This window comes from Kitasatospora sp. LaBMicrA B282 (assembly GCF_050325825.1).
Taxonomy (GTDB): domain Bacteria; phylum Actinomycetota; class Actinomycetes; order Streptomycetales; family Streptomycetaceae; genus Kitasatospora.
The window spans coordinates 1-16,484 of sequence record NZ_JBNQTI010000181.1; the positions used below are offsets into that span (position 1 = coordinate 1).

The 16,484-nt window shown below is 73.2% G+C and carries 16 protein-coding genes and 2 pseudogenes; 7 read left to right on the plus strand and 11 right to left on the minus strand.

What is annotated here, in order from left to right:
• The 6 genes and pseudogenes from ACQRUO_RS33170 to cobU form a co-directional block, all read right to left on the minus strand.
• Positions 1-345: biotin/lipoyl-containing protein (locus ACQRUO_RS33170; RefSeq protein WP_428319848.1), on the minus strand; the 345-nt coding region annotated here is incomplete at its 3' end.
• Between the two features lie 73 nt (positions 346-418).
• Positions 419-1,807, minus strand: coding sequence for a dihydrolipoyl dehydrogenase (lpdA, locus tag ACQRUO_RS33175; RefSeq protein WP_428319849.1), 1,389 nt, complete (start codon positions 1,805-1,807; stop codon positions 419-421).
• Between the two features lie 395 nt (positions 1,808-2,202).
• Positions 2,203-3,696: a leucyl aminopeptidase gene (locus tag ACQRUO_RS33180; protein WP_428319850.1), complete on the minus strand. Its 1,494-nt coding sequence runs from the start codon at positions 3,694-3,696 to the stop codon at positions 2,203-2,205.
• A gap of 210 nt (positions 3,697-3,906) precedes the next feature.
• Positions 3,907-4,632 (minus strand): adenosylcobinamide-GDP ribazoletransferase, encoded by a 726-nt coding sequence (locus ACQRUO_RS33185; RefSeq protein WP_428319851.1) that lies wholly within the window; start codon positions 4,630-4,632, stop codon positions 3,907-3,909.
• A 149-nt stretch (positions 4,633-4,781) separates the two neighbouring features.
• Entirely contained in the window at positions 4,782-5,897 is a 1,116-nt protein-coding gene (locus tag ACQRUO_RS33190; RefSeq protein ID WP_428319852.1) for a nicotinate-nucleotide--dimethylbenzimidazole phosphoribosyltransferase, read from the minus strand.
• 80 nt (positions 5,898-5,977) lie between these two features.
• Positions 5,978-6,511 (minus strand): annotated as a pseudogene (gene cobU / locus ACQRUO_RS33195) (bifunctional adenosylcobinamide kinase/adenosylcobinamide-phosphate guanylyltransferase); the annotation flags it as partial.
• A gap of 119 nt (positions 6,512-6,630) precedes the next feature.
• On the opposite strand from cobU, the gene ACQRUO_RS33200 reads away from it, so the two are divergent.
• Positions 6,631-6,834 carry a hypothetical protein gene (locus ACQRUO_RS33200; protein WP_428319853.1) on the plus strand — a complete coding sequence of 68 codons (204 nt, stop codon included), beginning with the start codon at positions 6,631-6,633 and terminating at the stop codon, positions 6,832-6,834.
• Between the two features lie 67 nt (positions 6,835-6,901).
• Here the strand turns inward: ACQRUO_RS33200 and ACQRUO_RS33205 are convergent, their stop codons facing one another.
• Both ACQRUO_RS33205 and ACQRUO_RS33210 read right to left on the minus strand, forming a co-directional pair.
• Complete coding sequence (locus ACQRUO_RS33205) at positions 6,902-7,618, minus strand: class I SAM-dependent methyltransferase (protein ID WP_428319854.1); 717 nt, start codon at positions 7,616-7,618, stop codon at positions 6,902-6,904.
• A 299-nt stretch (positions 7,619-7,917) separates the two neighbouring features.
• Positions 7,918-8,517, minus strand: coding sequence for a DUF3043 domain-containing protein (locus tag ACQRUO_RS33210; protein WP_428319855.1), 600 nt, complete (start codon positions 8,515-8,517; stop codon positions 7,918-7,920).
• 302 nt (positions 8,518-8,819) lie between these two features.
• Between ACQRUO_RS33210 and ACQRUO_RS33215 the strand changes: the two genes are divergently transcribed.
• Positions 8,820-9,584, plus strand: a complete 765-nt coding sequence (locus tag ACQRUO_RS33215; protein ID WP_428319856.1) for a PspA/IM30 family protein — start codon at positions 8,820-8,822, stop codon at positions 9,582-9,584.
• Between the two features lie 34 nt (positions 9,585-9,618).
• Complete coding sequence (pspAA, locus tag ACQRUO_RS33220; RefSeq protein ID WP_428319857.1) at positions 9,619-9,912, plus strand: PspA-associated protein PspAA; 294 nt, start codon at positions 9,619-9,621, stop codon at positions 9,910-9,912.
• Positions 9,913-9,988: 76 nt separating this feature from the next.
• Here the strand turns inward: pspAA and nadA are convergent, their stop codons facing one another.
• A complete protein-coding gene (gene nadA / locus ACQRUO_RS33225) occupies positions 9,989-11,170 on the minus strand; it encodes a quinolinate synthase NadA (protein ID WP_428319858.1) in 1,182 nt (393 codons plus the stop codon).
• A 206-nt stretch (positions 11,171-11,376) separates the two neighbouring features.
• On the opposite strand from nadA, the gene ACQRUO_RS33230 reads away from it, so the two are divergent.
• The 3 genes from ACQRUO_RS33230 to ACQRUO_RS33240 all read left to right on the plus strand — a co-directional run bounded on the left by ACQRUO_RS33230 (position 11,377) and on the right by ACQRUO_RS33240 (position 14,445).
• Positions 11,377-12,303: an NADP-dependent oxidoreductase gene (locus ACQRUO_RS33230; protein ID WP_428319859.1), complete on the plus strand. Its 927-nt coding sequence runs from the start codon at positions 11,377-11,379 to the stop codon at positions 12,301-12,303.
• Positions 12,304-12,432: 129 nt separating this feature from the next.
• On the plus strand, positions 12,433-12,897 hold the full coding sequence (locus ACQRUO_RS33235; RefSeq protein WP_428319860.1) for an Lrp/AsnC family transcriptional regulator: 465 nt from the start codon (positions 12,433-12,435) through the stop codon (positions 12,895-12,897).
• 162 nt (positions 12,898-13,059) lie between these two features.
• Entirely contained in the window at positions 13,060-14,445 is a 1,386-nt protein-coding gene (locus ACQRUO_RS33240) for a pyridoxal phosphate-dependent decarboxylase family protein (RefSeq protein ID WP_428319861.1), read from the plus strand.
• 23 nt (positions 14,446-14,468) lie between these two features.
• On the opposite strand, the gene ACQRUO_RS33245 is transcribed toward ACQRUO_RS33240, so the two are convergent.
• Positions 14,469-15,338 carry a GNAT family N-acetyltransferase gene (locus tag ACQRUO_RS33245; RefSeq protein WP_428319862.1) on the minus strand — a complete coding sequence of 290 codons (870 nt, stop codon included), beginning with the start codon at positions 15,336-15,338 and terminating at the stop codon, positions 14,469-14,471.
• A gap of 258 nt (positions 15,339-15,596) precedes the next feature.
• Here ACQRUO_RS33245 and erpA point away from each other — a divergent pair, with 258 nt between their 5' ends.
• Positions 15,597-15,950 carry an iron-sulfur cluster insertion protein ErpA gene (gene erpA / locus ACQRUO_RS33250; RefSeq protein WP_145789006.1) on the plus strand — a complete coding sequence of 118 codons (354 nt, stop codon included), beginning with the start codon at positions 15,597-15,599 and terminating at the stop codon, positions 15,948-15,950.
• 93 nt (positions 15,951-16,043) lie between these two features.
• On the opposite strand, the pseudogene ACQRUO_RS33255 reads toward erpA, so the two are convergent.
• Positions 16,044-16,484, minus strand: a pseudogene (locus ACQRUO_RS33255) (hypothetical protein); the annotation flags it as partial.

Genomic DNA, 16,484 nt, shown 5'->3' on the forward strand with positions numbered 1-16,484 from the left:
GGCGGCCGGCGCGGCAACCGGGGCCTCGGCCACCGGGGCCGGGGCGGCGACCGGGGCCGGCGCAGCGACCTCGGCGACCGGAGCCGCGGCGGCGACCGGGGCGCCCGAGCCGTCGTCGATGATCGCCAGCTCGGCGCCCACCTCGACCGTCTCGTCCTCGGCGACCTTGATCGAGGCCAGGATGCCGGAAGCCGGCGCGGGGATCTCGGTGTCGACCTTGTCGGTCGACACCTCGAGCAGCGGCTCGTCGGCCTCCACTCGCTCGCCCTCGGCCTTCAGCCAGCGGGTGACAGTACCTTCGGACACGCTCTCGCCCAGCGCGGGCAGCGTTACTGAGACCGCCATGGTTTCAGCGACTCCTATCAAGTCTTGCGTTCAGGAAGTTCAGGGAAAGGAAGGACAGGCGGGCGAGCGCGAATCAGTCGTGCGCGTGCAGCGGCTTGCCGGCCAGTGCCAGGTGGGCCTCGCCGAGCGCCTCGGACTGGGTCGGGTGGGCGTGGATGAGCTGCGCGACCTCGGCGGGCAGCGCCTCCCAGTTGTAGATGAGCTGGGCCTCGCCGACCTGCTCACCCATGCGGGCGCCGACCATGTGGACACCCACCACGGCGCCGTCCTTGACCTGGACCAGCTTGATCTCGCCGGCGGTCTTGAGGATCTTGCTCTTGCCGTTGCCGGCCAGGTTGTACTTGACCGTGACCACCTTCTCCTTGCCGTACAGCTCCACGGCCTTGGCCTCGGAGATGCCGACCGAGGCGACCTCGGGGTTGGAGTAGGTGACCCGCGGCACGCCGTCGTAGTCGATCGGCACGGCCTTGAGGCCGGCCACCCGCTCGGCGACCAGGATGCCCTCGGCGAAGCCGACGTGGGCCAGCTGGAGGGTCGGGACCAGGTCGCCGACCGCCGAGACGGTGGGGACGTTGGTGCGCATGTACTCGTCGACCAGCACGTAGCCGCGGTCCATCGCGATGCCGGCCTCCTCGTAACCGAGGCCGGCCGAGACCGGCCCGCGGCCGATCGCGACGAGCAGCAGGTCGGCGTCGATCTGCTTGCCGTTCTCGGTGGAGACCCGGACACCGGTCTCGGTGTACTCCACGCCCGAGAAGCGGGCCTTGAGCTCGAACTTGATGCCACGCTTGCGGAAGGCGCGCTCCAGCAGCTTGGAGGAGTTCTCGTCCTCCAGCGGAACCAGGTGCGGCAGGGCCTCGACGATGGTGACGTCGACGCCGAAGGACTTCCAGACGGAGGCGAACTCGACACCGATCACGCCGCCGCCGAGGATGACGGCCGACTTCGGGATCCGGTCGAGCTTGAGGGCGTGGTCCGAGGAGATCACCCGGTCGCCGTCGATGGTCAGGCCGGGCAGCGACTTCGGCACCGAGCCGGTCGCCAGCACGATGTGGCGGCCCTCGACCCGCTGGCCGTTGACGTCCACCGAGGTCGGCGAGGACAGCCGGCCCTCGCCCTGGATGAAGGTGACCTTGCGGGAGGCGACCAGGCCCTGCAGACCCTTGTACAGGCCCGCGATCACGTCGTCCTTGTACTTGTGGACGCCGTTGATGTCGATGCCCTGGAAGGTCGCCAGCACGCCGAACTCGGCGGCTTCCTTGGTCTCGTCGGCGATCTCGGCGGCGTGCAGCAGCGCCTTGGTGGGGATGCAGCCCCGGTGCAGGCAGGTGCCGCCCAGCTCGCCCTTCTCGACCAGGGCCACGCTCAGGCCCAGCTGAGCGGCGCGGAGCGCCGCGGCGTAGCCGCCGCTTCCGCCTCCGAGAATGACTACGTCGAAAACGGTGCTGGCGTCGTTCGCCACGTCACGTCCTCCATGCCATGGGGTGTGGATCCGTCCGGGCCGGTGCTGGTCCGGTGTACGGGAAGCCCTTGTGAGGCGCCCAGTCGTGCCGGAAATACATCTTCGCACTTGTTCCCGGCGGCTGGTGTCCGGGTCCACCCTCTGACCCTCCCCGGCCACGGTCCGCACACCCGTGGGTGGTGCGGTCGACCCAGGTCATTGCGGTGCTGACGGGGCTCCGCCGGGGGTCGGCGGCGACTAGGGGAACGGTCGATTCCGCCTGGCGGAACAAATTTTCGCCGGAGGCGAACAGCTTCCCGATTGCTTTTCATGGCTACCAATGGGTAACCCCTGGGCAAAAACAACCGGGCCCGGTGTCGAGACGACACCGGGCCCGGTTCGTTCCGAGCGTCGGATCAGCCCTGGGCGGTCTCCGCCGCGAACTGCACCAGGGTGCGGACGGCGCTGCCGGTGCCGCCCTTGGGGGTGTAGCCGTACGGCGCGCTCTCGTGGAAGGCCGGGCCGGCGATGTCCAGGTGGGCCCAGTCGATGCCGTCGGCCACGAACTCCTGCAGGAAGACGCCGGCGGTCAGGCCACCGCCCATCCGCTCGCCCATGTTGGCCAGGTCGGCGACCGGGGAGTCCATGCCCTTGCGCAGCTCGGCGGGCAGCGGCATCGGCCAGGACTGCTCGCCCGCGCGCCCGGCGACGGCGTGCAGCCGGTCGCGGAAGCCGTCCGTGTTGGCCATCACGCCGAAGGTGCGGGTGCCCAGCGCCATCACCATCGCGCCGGTCAGGGTGGCCACGTCGACGATCGCGTCCGGCTTCTCCTCGCCGGCCCGGACGATCGCGTCGGCCAGCACCAGGCGGCCCTCGGCGTCGGTGTTGAGCACCTCGACGGTCTTGCCGCCGTACATCCGCAGCACGTCACCCGGACGGGTGGCGGTGCCCGACGGCATGTTCTCCGCCAGCGCCAGCCAGCCCGTGACGTTGACGGCCAGGCCGAGGCGCTTGGCGGCGACCACGGCGGAGAAGACCGCGGCGGCACCGGACATGTCGCACTTCATGGTCTCGTTGTGGCCGGCCGGCTTGAGCGAGATGCCGCCCGAGTCGTAGGTGATGCCCTTGCCGATGAAGGCGAGGGTGGTCTTGGCCTTCGGGTGGGTGTAGGCGATCTTCACCAGCCGGGGCGGGTTGGCGGAGCCGTTGCCGACGCCGAGGATGCCGCCGAAGCCGCCCTTGGTCAGCGCCTTCTCGTCCCACACCTCGACCTTGAGGCCGAGCTCCTTGCCGACGCCCTGCGCGATGGTGGCGAAGGCCTTCGGGTGCAGGTCGTTCGGCGGGGTGTTGATCAGGTCGCGGGCCCGGTTCATCTCCTCGCCGAGCACGGTGGCGCGCTCGACCGCGGCCTTGGCGTCCTTGCTGCCCTTGCGGGTGGTGAGCACGACCAGCTCGCCGACCGGCTCCTTGGTGCCCTCGCCGGTGCGGTAGGCGGTGAAGTCGTAGGCACCGAGCAGCCCGCCCAGCGCGACCGCCTCGACCTGCTCCGCGGTCTCGGCCGGCAGCGCCACGCCGGCCTTCTTGGCGCCGCTCAGGGTCCGCGCCGCCACGCCCGCCGCCCGGCGCAGCGCCTCGGCCGAGTGGTCGCCCTCGCCGGCCTCGCCCAGGCCGACGGCGAGCACGAAGCCCGCCTTCAGGCCGGCCGGCGCCGGCAGCTTGACGGCCTCGCCCTCGGCACCGGTCGCGCCCAGGGTGGTGAGGACCTCGGTCAGCTTGCCCTCGAACGCCTCGACCAGCGCCTCGGCGCCGGAGGCCACCACCAGGCCCTTGGGGCCCTTCGCGATACCGATCACCACGGCGTCCGCGCGCAGCGCGGCGGCGGAGGAGGTGCTCACAGACAGTGCAGTCACGTAATTGCGTCCTGTTCTTTCGCGGTCCACGGCGGGTTCTGCCGCATGGCATCAGCCCCAGCATGCTCCGCGGTGACGGCGCAGGGCTACGGTGCTCACCGCATGGTAGTCCGCATGCTGGGATGCCGCCGCGCCCGGGCGTCCGTCCGGATTCAGCACGGGTTCAGCCTGGCGTCGCCCGCGCAGCCCCGGAATTCCGGGCCGGGCGGCTCAGGGGAGCACCGCGAGGGTCACCAGTGCGGCCAGCGCCGCGGTCTCCACCAGCGCGCCGAGCACGTCCCCGGTGACCCCGCCGAACCGGCGCACGCAGCGGACCAGCAGGGCGGTCGCCGCGAGTTGACCGACGATCAGGGCCAGCGCGTAGCGCGGGTGCCAGCCCGGCAGGGCCAGGCCGAGGACGCTCAGTCCGAGGGCGCTCAGCAGGGTGCCGGCCAGCGCCGCCGGTACCGCCACGGCGCCCGCCACCATCGCCCCCAGCCCGCCGGGCCGGGCGGCCGGCACCGGACGCAGGCAGCCCCAGGCGAGTGCGCACCGTCCGGCCACCGCCGCGGTCAGCACCGCCAGCGCACCGCGGGCCGGCGAGTGGCCGAACTGCCCGGCCAGCGCGGCGGCCTGGGCCAGCAGCAGGAGCACCAGGGAGAGCACCCCGAACGGGCCGATGTCGGACTGCTTCATGATCCGCAGCGCGTCCTCGGCCGGCTTCCCGCTGCCCAGCCCGTCCGCCACGTCCGCCAGGCCGTCCAGGTGCAGCCCGCGGGTCAGCCCGGCCAGCACGGCGAGCGCGGCCACCGCACCGAGCAGGGACCCGCCCCGCCAGCAGACCAACGCCCCGACCCCGGCCGCCAGGGCGCCGAGCACCAGCCCGACCAGCGGCGCCGCCACCATCGCCCGCCCGCCGGCCGTCCGGTCCCAGCGCGCCACCCGCACCCGCAGCACGGAGAGCGTGCCGAAGGCGAAGCGCAGTCCCGGCAGCGCCGGTTCGGCCGGTACGGGTCCGGGGAGCGGTGGTTCGGCCGGTACGGGTCCGGGCAGCGGTGGTTCGGCCGGTACGGGCCCGGGCGGCGGTGGGTCGCCGGCGGTGCCGCTCAGAGCCGGCCCAGCAGCTCGGCGGCGGAGGGCAGCTTGGCCGGCGGGCGCGGGGCGGTCGGCAGCGCGGGCACGAAGGCCTGCTCGGCCAGCGCGTCCGAGGCGGCCTGCAGCAGCGGCAGGGCGAGCACGGCGCCGACCCCCTCGCCCATGGTGACCTGCTGGTCGTGCAGCGGGTTCAGGGTGAGCCGGTCGTAGGCCTTGGCCAGGGCTGGCTCGCCGGTGAGCTGCGCGGCCCGCCACCACTCCGGGGCCCGGAACGAGATCCGCTGCGCCATCAGCGCGCAGGCGGCCGAGACCACGCCGTCCAGCACCACCGGCAGCTTGCGCACCGCGGCCTGCAGCAGGAACCCGGTGATCGCCGCGAAGTCGGCACCGCCGGTGGCCGCGAGCAGCGCGAGCTGGTCGCCCAGGACCGGACGGGCCCGCCGCAGCGCGTCCCGGATGGTGGCGCACTTGACCATCCAGACCCGGTCGTCGATCCCCGAGCCGCGCCCGCAGACGGCGGCCGCGTCGGTCCCGCAGAGCGCACCGACCAGCACCGCGGCCACCGTGGTCGAGCCGACCCCCAGGTCGCCGAGCAGCACCAGGTCGGTGCCCAGGTCGGCCTCCTCGTCGGCGATCGCCATGCCGACCGCGAAGGCCCGGGCGGCCTCCTGCTCGGTGAGCGCGTTCTCCAGGTCGATCCGGCCCGAGCCGCGGCGGATCCGGTGCTCGCTCACCTCGGGGCCGAACTCCTCGGCACCCGCGTCGACCGAGAGGTCCACCACCCGCAGCCCGGCACCGTAACGACGGGCCAGCCGGGCCACCGTGGCGCTGCCGTCCAGCACCGCGTGCACCCGCTCGGCGGTGCCGCCGGCGGCGGCCAGCCGGGAGACCCCCAGCTCGGCGATGCCGTGGTCGCCGGCGAAGAGCAGCACCTTGGCCGCGCTCAGCGCGCGCACCTCGGTGCCGCCCTGGACCGAGGCGAGCCAGCTGCCCAGCTCCTCCAACTGCCCGAGCCCGCCACGGGGCTTGTCCAGCTGCGCCCAGCGCTCCTCGGCGGCCCGGCGGGCGGCGTCGTCGGGTCGCTCGACCAGCGAGGCGAAGGAATCGAGATCCACGGTGGTGTCCATCGTGCGGAACCTTACCAACCGCGCCGGGCGCTGTCCGGGGTGTGCCGGACCGGAGCCGGGCCGGCCGCGGCCGCCGGGGCCTTGATGGTGAGCGGCTGACCCGCCACCACCAGCTCCACCTGGTCGCAGGCCTCGGCGACCGCCATGTTGAGCCGCCCCAGGGTGTCCCGGAACCGCCGCCCGGCCGCGCTGGCCGGCACCACCCCGAGCCCCACCTCGTTGCTGACCGCCACCACCTGACGCCCGGTCACCCGCAGCGCCGCCGCCAGCTCGGCGCAGCGCCGCTCCACCGCGTCCGCCGCCGAGCGTTCCCACGCCGCGTCGTCCCAGGCGTCGGCCCGGTCCATCACGCTGGTCAGCCACAGACCCAGGCAGTCGACCAGCACCGGGGCCGGGTCGCCCCGGTCGGCCAGCACCGGTTCCAGGTCGACCGTCTCCGCGGTGCGCCAGGCGGCCGGCCGCCGCTCCCGGTGCCGGGCGACCCGCTCGGCCCACTCGGGGTCGTCGGCCCGCCGGCCGCCGGTGGCCACGTAGAGCACGTCGGTCCGGTCGCGCAGCAGCCACTCGGCCCGGGTGGACTTGCCGGACCGGGCGCCGCCGAGGATCAAGGTACGAGTCATGGGGCTCATCCTGGCGCACCGCGGTTGAGCGGCGCGCCCGCGGGCAGCTGTACCTCGGGCGATAGCCTGCGCGCACTGCAACGGACGGCAAGAGGGACGGGAAGGAGCCGGGCATGGTGTGGACGTGGCGGTACGAGGCGGCGGACGGTTCGGCGGTCGCCCTGGCGGGCGGCGACGAGGAGTTCAGCAGCCAGGGCGACGCCGAGACCTGGATCGGCGAGGAGTGGCAGCGGCTGCTGGCGGAGGGCATCGACCGGGTGGTGCTGCTGGACGACGACACCGTGATCTACCCGATGAGCCTGCACGAGGCCGAGTAGCGGCCCGCCCGAGGACGGAGACGGCCGGGCCGGTCGTCGGCGGTCGCCGGGGGAGCGTCGCGGCGCGCTACTTGGTACCGATCAGGTGGAGCAGTGCCGCCACCTCGCGGTACGGGTCGGTGCGCCCGGCGCGCTCCTCGGCCTCCAGCAGTTGGCCGAGCTGGCGGCCGTCGACCGGCGCGGCGTGGTCCGGCATGGCGTCGGTGAAGACCCGCACGCCGTACCAGTGCCGCAGCGGCACGGCCATCTCGCGCAGGGTGGCACCGAGGTCGGCCAGCCGGTCGGCCCGGGCGGTCAGGCCCAGCCGGTTGGTGTAGTGGTCGGAGTCGAAGGCCTGCAGCGCGGCCCGCCAGTCGCCGGTCAGCCCGAACCGCAGGGCCAGCGCGTCCCGGTTGCGGGCCAGCAGCGAGAGCAGGCCGCCGGGGGCGACCATCCGGGCCAGCGAGGCGATCAGCGGGTCGGGGTCGGGCAGGTACATCAGCACGCCGTGGCAGAGCACCACGTCGAAGCTGCCGGGCCCGAACCAGCGGCCGCAGTGGTGCCCGTCGCCGCTCAGCAGCCGCACCCGCTCGCGCACCTCGGGCGGCTCGGCGGCCAGCATCGCGTGCGCGGCGCCGAGGGTGACCGGGTCGGAGTCGAGCCCGGTGATCAGGTGGCCGGCCCGGGCCAGCCGCAGCGCCTGGGTGCCCTGGCCACAGCCGACGTCCAGCACCCGCAGCGGGGTGTGCCGGGCGCGCTCGCCGAAGTGGCCGGCGAGCTGCTCGGCCAGCTGGCGGGCGACCATCTCCTGGCGGACCAGGTTGTGCAGGCCGCCCTGGCGCTCCAGCCAGGCGCCGGCCCCGCCGGCGAAGGAGCCGCTGCGGGCCGGCAGCCCGGGTCCGTGGACCTGGTGGCCGCCGTACCCGGCGCCGCCGTAGCCGTACGCCGGGGGGTACGGCTGGGCGTGGCCGCCGTGGTACTGGGGCGTGCCGGTGCCGGCGGGGTACGCCCCGCGGTCGTGGGTGCCGTCCGGTTGCCCGGGCAGGGGGTACAGACCGGGCCCCGGCGAGGCGGGGGCCCAGTCGTACGCCTGCGGCTCGGCGGTCAGGGGTGCTCGCCCCGCTTCACCTGCGGCTTGGGCAGCCGCAGCCGGCGCATCTGGAGGTTGCGCATCAGGGCGTAGCCGACCGCGCCGCGCTTGTCCTCGTTCGGGAACCGGTTGGCCAGCGCCCGCTTCAGGCCGAGGCCCAGGCGCAGGAAGTCGAGGACGACCAGCACCAGGAAGAGCCCGAAGAGCAGGGTGGAGAGCAGCTGCAGCGCCGGCACCCGCAGCACGCTGAGCACCAGGATCACCACGGCGAAGGGCAGGAAGAACTCGGCCAGCGAGTAGCGGGAGTCCATGTAGTCGCGGGCGAAGCGCCGCACCGGGCCCTTGTCGCGGCGTGGCAGCGCACGCTCGTCGCCGTTGAGCAGCGCCATCCGCTGCTTCTCCCGCTCGGACCGCAGCCGCTCGCGCGACTGCTTGGCGGCCTCCTTGCGGTCCTTGGGCACGGTGACCCGGGTCTTGCGGTTGGCCTCGGCCTCGCTCCGCTTGGGCGTGGGGCGGCCCTTCTTGGCCTGCGGGTCGCGGGCCTGGCCTACCTCGTCCTGCTCGGCCAGCGCGGTGGCGGAGGAGGGGGAATCATCTGAACGGCGTCGGAACACACGACAAGCGTACGTGCTGGTCGTCCGAACGCCGATATACCCCGGCGGACGTCCCGTTCCGTGGAACCGCGCCCCACCAGTACCCACCCGTCATCCGGTACTCCCCTGTCAGGGGAGCCCCGCCCGGATCCACCTCGGGGAGGAGGCCGGGCCGGGTCCGGTCGTAGCACTCTTGTTGCAGGTAGGTGTACTGCGGTCGTGGCACCGCAGCACATACACTCGCAGTAGATTTTGGTACGAGAGAAACCGCAGCCCGGAGAAGGGGGCACCCGAGGCCCATGAGCGACGGAATCATGAAGCGTATGGGGCTGATCTTCCGCTCCAAGGCCAACAAGGCCCTGGACCGGGCGGAGGACCCGCGCGAGACGCTCGACTACTCGTACCAGAAGCAGCTCGAACTGCTGCAGAAGGTGCGCAGGGGAGTGGCCGACGTCGCCACCTCCCGCAAGCGCCTGGAGCTCCAGCTGACCCAGCTCCAGCAGCAGTCGGCCAAGTACGAGGACCAGGGGCGCAAGGCGCTCGCGCTGGGCCGCGAGGACCTGGCCCGCGAGGCGCTGACCCGCAAGTCCGCGATGCAGTCGCAGATCAACGACCTCCAGGTGCAGTACCAGCAGCTGCAGGGCGAGGAGGAGAAGCTCACGCTCGCCTCCCAGCGGCTGCAGGCCAAGGTGGACGCCTTCCGCACCAAGAAGGAGACCATCAAGGCCACCTACACCGCCGCCCAGGCGCAGACCCGGATCGCGGAGTCCTTCTCCGGGATCTCGGAGGAGATGGGCGACGTCGGCCTGGCCATCCAGCGGGCCGAGGACAAGACCGCGCAGATGCAGGCGCGGGCCGGTGCGATCGACGAGCTGCTGGCCTCGGGTGCGCTGGACGACGCCAGCGGTCTCGGCCGCAAGGACGACATCGAGGCCGAGCTGGAGCGGGTGGCCGGCGGCAGCGACGTCGAGCTGGAGCTGGCCCGGATGAAGGCCGAGCTGGGCGGCGGGTCGAGCGGCCCGGCGGCGATCGAGCAGGGCAACGGGCACGAGGACACCCCGCCGCCCACCATCAACTACCACAAGTAAGCCCGCCGGATCGACAGCAGGGAGAGACGCCAGCATGATCATGAGGATCATGGGTGAGGGTCAGTTCCAGGTCTCGGACGAGCACCTGCACCGGCTGAACCAGCTCGACGACGAGCTGCTCACCGCACTGGATTCGGGGGACGAGACGGCCTTCCGGGGCACCCTGGACAATCTGCTGACGGCGGTGCGCCAGGTGGGCGTGCCGATGGCGGCCGACTACCTGGGTCCCTCGGACGCGATCCTGCCGGACGCGGGGGCGACCATCGACCAGGTCCACCAGCTGCTGCGCGCCGAGGGCGACGGCCTGATCCCGGGCATCCCGGAGTAACGGCCGGACGGCGACACGCGTGAGGGGCGGCACCCGATGGGTGCCGCCCCTCACGCGTTGCCGTGGGGCCGGGCCGCTACGGCAGCGCCAGCATCCGGTCCAGCGCGGCCTTGGCGTACTTCTCGGTCTCCGGGTCCACCGTGATCACGTTCGGCACCCGGCCCTCGACCAGCGACTCCAGCGCCCAGACCAGGTGCGGCAGGTCGATCCGGTTCATCGTGGAGCAGAAGCAGACCGAGCGGTCCAGGAAGACGATCTCCTTGTCCGGGTGCGCCTTGGCGAGCCGGCGGACCAGGTTGAGCTCGGTGCCGATGGCCCACTTGGAGCCGGGCTCGGCGGCGTCCAGCGCCTTGATGATGTACTCGGTGGAGCCGACCTGGTCGGCGGCGGCGACCACCTCGTGGCGGCACTCGGGGTGCACCAGCACGGTCACGCCGGGGATCCGCTCGCGGACCTCGGCCACCGAGTCCAGGGTGAACCGGCCGTGCACCGAGCAGTGCCCGCGCCAGAGGATCATCTTGGCGTCCCGCAGCTGCTCGGCGGTCAGGCCGCCGTTCGGCTTGTGCGGGTTGTAGAGCACGCAGTCGTCCAGCGAGAGGCCGAGGTCGCGCACCGCGGTGTTGCGGCCCAGGTGCTGGTCCGGCAGGAAGAGCACCTTCTCGCCCTGCTCGAAGGCCCACTCCAGTGCCCGCTTGGCGTTGGAGGAGGTGCAGATGGTGCCGCCGTGCCGGCCGGTGAAGGCCTTGATGTCGGCGGAGGAGTTCATGTACGAGACCGGGACGGTCACGTCGGCTATGCCGGCCTCCTGCAGCACCTCCCAGCACTCGGCGACCTGCTCGGCGGTGGCCATGTCGGCCATCGAGCAGCCGGCCGCCAGGTCCGGCAGCACGACCTGCTGGGCGTCGGTGGTCAGGATGTCGGCCGACTCGGCCATGAAGTGCACACCGCAGAAGACGATGTACTCGGCCTGCGGCCGGGCCGCGGCGTCCCGGGCCAGCTTGAAGGAGTCACCGGTGACGTCGGCGAACTCGATGACCTCGTCGCGCTGGTAGTGGTGACCCAGGATGAAGACGCGGTCGCCGAGCTTCGCCTTGGCGGCGCGGGCGCGCTCGACCAGGTCGGGGTCGGAGGCCGGCGGGAGGTCGCCGGGGCACTCCACGCCGCGCTCGCTGTTCGGGTCGGCCTGGCGGCCGAGCAGCAGCAGCGCGAGCGGCGTCGCGGCCGGCTCGGCGAAGGTGGGCTCAACGGTGGTGGTCACGGGCGGACGCCCTTCCTCGGCGGCCGGAACGGTCCAGCCTTCTCGTCTTTCTGACGCTATCTATGATAACCGGTTAGCGTCACTCTGACGATGGACATCGTGTCGATGTGACGCGATCCTCGTGCCACGGCGGCGGCTTGGCCTGCGGCTGAGTGGGTGCCGCGCGCCGACCGGCGGCGTCCGGCTCGAGCGTGTTTCCTGGGCCTATGAAGGCGATCGCGATCCGTCGCTACGGCGGCCCCGAGGTCATCGAGTACCTGGAGCTGCCCGATCCCAAGGTCGGGCCGGACTCCGTGCTGGTCCGGGTGAAGGCGGCCGGGGTGAGCCCGGTCGACTGGAAGCTGCGCGAGGGCCGGCTGGACCCGGCCCTGGACGTGCACTTCCCGCTGGTCCTGGGCTGGGACGTGGCCGGGGTGGTGGAACGGGTGGGGCCGGGCGTCACCGAGTTCCGGGTCGGCGACCAGGTGATGGGCTACGTCCGCAAGGACTGGGCCGAGCACGGCACCTACGCCGAGCTGGTGGCCGCCCCGGTGCGCACCCTGGCCGCCAAGCCGGCCCGGCTCGGCTGGGCGGAGGCCGGCGGGCTGCCGCTGGCCGGCCTGACCGCCTACCAGGGCCTGGTCAAGGCGCTCGCGCTGGCGGCCGGCGAGACCGTGCTGATCCACGCGGCGGCCGGCGGGGTCGGCGGCTTCGCCACCCAGATCGCGGTGGCGCTCGGCGCCCGGGTGATCGGCACCGCGCGCGAGCACAACCACGCCTACCTGCGCTCGCTCGGCGCCGAGCCGGTGGCCTACGGCGAGGGCCTGGCCGAGCGGGTGCGTGCGCTCGCCCCGGACGGGGTGGACGCGGTGTTCGACCTGGTCGGCGGCGCGGTGGTGGCGCTCTCCGAGCCGCTGGTGCGCCAGCGCGGTCGGATCGCCTCGATCGCCGACCCGGCGGTGCTCGCCTTCGGTGGCCACTACGTCTTCGTCCGGCCGGACGCCGCCGACCTCGCGGCGCTGGGGGAACTGGTCGAGCAGGGGAGGCTCAGCGTCACGGTGGCCTCCACCTTCCCGCTGGCGCAGGCCGCCTCCGCGCAGCAGCTGAGCGCCGAGGGGCGGACCCGCGGCAAGATCGTGCTGCTGGTGGACTGAGTGGTGTGGGTGGACCGGCCGGTTCCGGTGGACTGAGTGGTCTTGGTGGACGGGGCCCGCGCGTTCGGGAGAATGGGGCGGTAAGCGGAACCTTCCGCCCCGCCCCGCACCCGTGGAGACCCCGCAACCATGAGCACGAGCCGACCGCCCGAGGTGGGCGGTGTCTCCCTCGACGAGACCGACCGCCTGCTGCTGGCCCACCTGGGCCGCGACGGACGCGCCTCGTACGCCGAGATCGGCCTGCTCGCCAACCTCTCCGCCACCGCCGTGCGCCGCCGGATCGACCGGCTGCGCTCGCGCGGCGTGGTGCGCGGCTTCACCGTGGTGCTCGACCCCGAGCTGCTCGGCTGGCAGACCGAGGCGTTCGTGGAGATCTACTGCCGCGAGCGCACCGCGCCGGAGGAGATCCTGGCCAGTCTGCGGCAGTTCCCCGAGGTGGTCGCGGCCTGGACGGTCACCGGGGACCCGGACGCCCTGGTGCACCTGCGGGCCGCCGACACCCGGCACCTGGAGGCCGTGATCGAGCGGATCCGGCGCGAGCCGGGGGTGCAGCGCAGCCGCAGTTCGGTGGTGCTCTCCCGGCTGATCGGCTGACGGAACGGTTCGCCACCCGGTCGCCCGGCTCCGCCGCGCAGGATTCCTGCGCCACCCGACCGGAACACGCTCGAAAGCTGCCCGAAGCGGCGCATTCGGACGCGCGTGCGCACGGCCGTGCTGCCTACGCTGATCATGCGTTCTAGCCGAAGGAGCCCCGCCGTGACCCCCGCCGTCCCGCACCGCATGCACCAGCCCGACAACGCGCTCGTCGACCTGGTCTTCGGCTACATGCGCGAGCGCCTGCAGTACGACCCGGTGCCGCTGGACCACCCCGGCGACGGCGAGCAGCTGCGCGCCCACCTGGCCGGTCTGCTGAACGAGCGCGGCAACGACCCGGCCGACGTGCTCAAGCTGTACGACCACGAGCTGTCCCGCGCGGTGATCTCCGCCGACAGCCCGCGCTACCTCTCCTTCATCCCGTGCGCCCCGACCAAGGCCGCGCTGCTCTTCGACATGGTGGTCTCCTGCGCCTCGCTGCAGGGCATCTCCTGGCTGGAGGCGGCCGGTGCGATCGCCGCCGAGAACCAGGTGCTGCGCCTGATAGCCGACCGGGCGGGGCTGCCGCAGACGGCCGGCGGCACCTTCGTCTCCGGCGGCTCGGCCGGCAACCTCTCCGCCCTGGTGGTGGCCCGCGACGTGGCGCGCCGCAAGCTGGCCAATTCACAGCAGGGCTGTGGTCCGGAGGCGCGGCTGCGGGTCGCGGTGGCCGACCAGGTGCACTCCTCGGTCAAGAACACGTTCAACATCATCGGCGTCGAGGCCTTCAAGGTGCCGACCGTGGACCGCCGCTTCACCGGCGAGGCGCTGCGGGCCGCGCTGGCCGCCGATCCCCACCCGGAGACGGTCATCGCCGTGGTCGGCACCGCCGGCACCACCAACGAGGGCATCATCGACGACCTGCAGGGCCTGTCCGAGGTGACCCGCGAGCGCGGCCTCTGGTTCCACGTGGACGGCGCCTACGGCGGCGCCGGTCTCTTCGCCCCCTCGGTGCGCGAGCGCTACCAGGGCATCGAGCACGCCGACTCCTTCGTCGTCGACCCGCACAAGTGGCTCTTCGCGCCCTTCGACTGCGCCGCGCTGCTCTACCGCGAGCCGCGCCTGGCCAAGGCCGTGCACACCCAGGACGCCGGCTACCTCGACGTGCTGCACCACGAGGGCGACGAGTGGAACCCCACCGACTACGCCTACCACCTCACCCGCCGGGCCCGCGGCCTGCCGCTCTGGTTCTCGCTGGCGGTGCACGGCACCCAGGCGTACACCGACGCGATCGAGGCCGGGCTCACCCTGGCCCGGGAGACCGCCGAGCTGATCCGCCGCACCGAGCACCTGGAGCTGCTGCACGACCCGCAGCTCTCGGCGGTCTGCTTCCGCCGCACCGGCTGGCAGGAGCAGGACTACTACGCCTGGTCGCAGCGCCTGCTGGCGGACCAGATCGGCTTCGTCACCCCGACCGGCTGGGACGGCGAGACGGTGGCCCGGTTCGCCTTCCTGCACCCGGGCACCACCATGGAGATGGTCGAGGAGATCCTCGACACCATGCGCTGAGCCGGGTCCGGTCGGGAGCCGGTCTAGAGGAAGCCGCCGCTCGGCAGGTAGGGGGCCGGCGGCTTCATCCCGCGCAGCGCCAGGAAGCCGTTGTTCGTCACGCTCAGGCCCACCTCCAGCCCGACGTCCACCGCCCACTCCTGCTCGGCGGTGACGAACTCCACCCTGGCCTCGGTGCCGTCCGGCACCCGGGCCAGCGCCTCGCGCAGCAGCCGCACGGCCAGCCGCCGCGAGGTGGCGGCCAGCAGCTTGACGCTGCCGCCCAGCCGGTAGCAGTAACCGCTGCCGGCCAGGGTGTCGGCCACCAGCAGTTCGTCGTAGTGGGCCAGCATCAGCGCGTGGTCCGGGCCGTGCGCGGCCCCGCGCAGCCGGCGGTCGATCGAGTCCAGCAGGTCGCGGTGGCCGGCGTTGCCGGGGTGCACCGGGATGTCCCCGGCGTCCAGCAGGCCGGCCCGGTCCACCCGGCCGGTCAGCCGCATGGTGGGGTGCAGCGTGTAGCCGGCCTTGCGGTAGCGGCGGGCGGCCGCCGGGTCGGTGGAGACGGTGATCATGCCGCGCAGGCAGGCCCGGCCGTGCGCGGCCGCCTGCTCCAGCAGCACCCGGCCCACCCCCTTGCCCTGGAACTCGGGCAGCACCGCGGTCAGGGCCAGCACCCACACCCCCTCGCGGCGCATCGAGAGCGCGAAGCCGATCGCCCGCCCGTCCTCCTCGGCCAGCCAGCAGCCCTCCGGGTCGGTGCCGGCCAGGTGCCTGGTCCGGGCCTCGTGCAGGATGACCTCGGCCTCGCTCGGGACGTGGGCGGGGCCGGGTTGCAGCGCTCCGAAGGCCTCGGCGGCGATCAGCCGGACCGTCTCGGCGTCGCCCCGACCCTCGCGGATCTGACGCAGGATCATCCGTCCATCCTGCCTGCTGCCGCGGCCCGCGTGCGCCGACCGGAGGTGAGCGGCGCACCCGTCGGGGCGCACACCGCGCACGGAGCGGGCGCGCACCGGTCGAGCGGCGCTCGGTGCCCCCTTCGGGTGCGGTGTGCGAGCATGGACGGGAAGAGGAGCGGACCGGGTCCGCGAACTCGATCCACTGCCCGGAATCAAACCGGGCGGCCGCTGGTTTGCACTGGCGGCAGTATGTCGTCACAGACCGGGAGTAAGCAGATGACCGTCCAGGACGAGACCACCGTCGAGAGTGGTCTGCTCCTTACCGATGCCGCCGCGGCCAAGGTGAAGGGCCTGCTGGAGCAGGAGGGCCGCGACGACCTCGCGCTCCGCGTCGCCGTCCAGCCCGGTGGCTGCTCGGGCCTGCGTTACCAGCTCTTCTTCGACGAGCGCTCGCTGGACGGCGACGTCGTCAAGGACTTCAACGGCGTCAAGGTCGTCACCGACCGGATGAGCGCCCCCTACCTGGGCGGCGCCACCGTGGACTTCGTGGACACGATCGAGAAGCAGGGCTTCACCATCGACAACCCGAACGCCACCGGCTCCTGCGCCTGCGGCGACTCGTTCAGCTAAGCGGCGCCCGGCGAGCAGCGCCGGTAGCACCGACGACGGCGGCGGCCCCGGATCATCCGGGGCCGCCGCCGTCGTCGTGTCCGCGTACTGCGCTCAGTTGCCGGCGCTGACCGGGCCGCCGTTCGGCACCGACTCCAGCGGCACGTTCGCCCCGGTCGTCGCGTCGAGCACCGCGCGGCCGTTCAGCGGCTGGCCCAGCGTGGCGACCACCGACTGCTGCTTGACCAGCGCCGGGCACATCCGGCCGACCGGCAGGTGCTGGGTGATCACCACCTGGACCCGGACCGTGCCGGAGCGGCCCTCGTCCGCGGTCAGCCCGAACTTGTCGCAGGTCACGCCGTAGAAGAAGACGGTGAGCTGGTTGCCGCTGGTCAGGTAGCTGGTCGGCTTGATCTCGGTCTGCGGGTCGGCCGGCGGCTGCGGGGCCGGCGGGTTCTGGGCCGGCGGGGTCTGCGCCGGGTTGGCCGGGGCCGGCGTGGTCGCGGTGCCGCCCGCCGGCGGGTTGGCCGGGGTCGGCCGGCCAGATCGGAAGAG

Coding starts and splice junctions, on each gene's coding strand:
- ACQRUO_RS33190 (WP_428319852.1), bottom strand. CDS start 5,897: ATGGACACCACCGTGGATCTCGATTCCTTCGCCTCGCTGGTCGAGCGA.
- ACQRUO_RS33200 (WP_428319853.1), top strand. CDS start 6,631: ATGGTGTGGACGTGGCGGTACGAGGCGGCGGACGGTTCGGCGGTCGCC.
- ACQRUO_RS33205 (WP_428319854.1), bottom strand. CDS start 7,618: ATGGTCGCCCGCCAGCTGGCCGAGCAGCTCGCCGGCCACTTCGGCGAG.
- ACQRUO_RS33215 (WP_428319856.1), top strand. CDS start 8,820: ATGGGGCTGATCTTCCGCTCCAAGGCCAACAAGGCCCTGGACCGGGCG.
- pspAA (WP_428319857.1), top strand. CDS start 9,619: ATGATCATGAGGATCATGGGTGAGGGTCAGTTCCAGGTCTCGGACGAG.
- ACQRUO_RS33230 (WP_428319859.1), top strand. CDS start 11,377: ATGAAGGCGATCGCGATCCGTCGCTACGGCGGCCCCGAGGTCATCGAG.
- ACQRUO_RS33235 (WP_428319860.1), top strand. CDS start 12,433: ATGAGCACGAGCCGACCGCCCGAGGTGGGCGGTGTCTCCCTCGACGAG.
- ACQRUO_RS33245 (WP_428319862.1), bottom strand. CDS start 15,338: ATGATCCTGCGTCAGATCCGCGAGGGTCGGGGCGACGCCGAGACGGTC.
- erpA (WP_145789006.1), top strand. CDS start 15,597: ATGACCGTCCAGGACGAGACCACCGTCGAGAGTGGTCTGCTCCTTACC.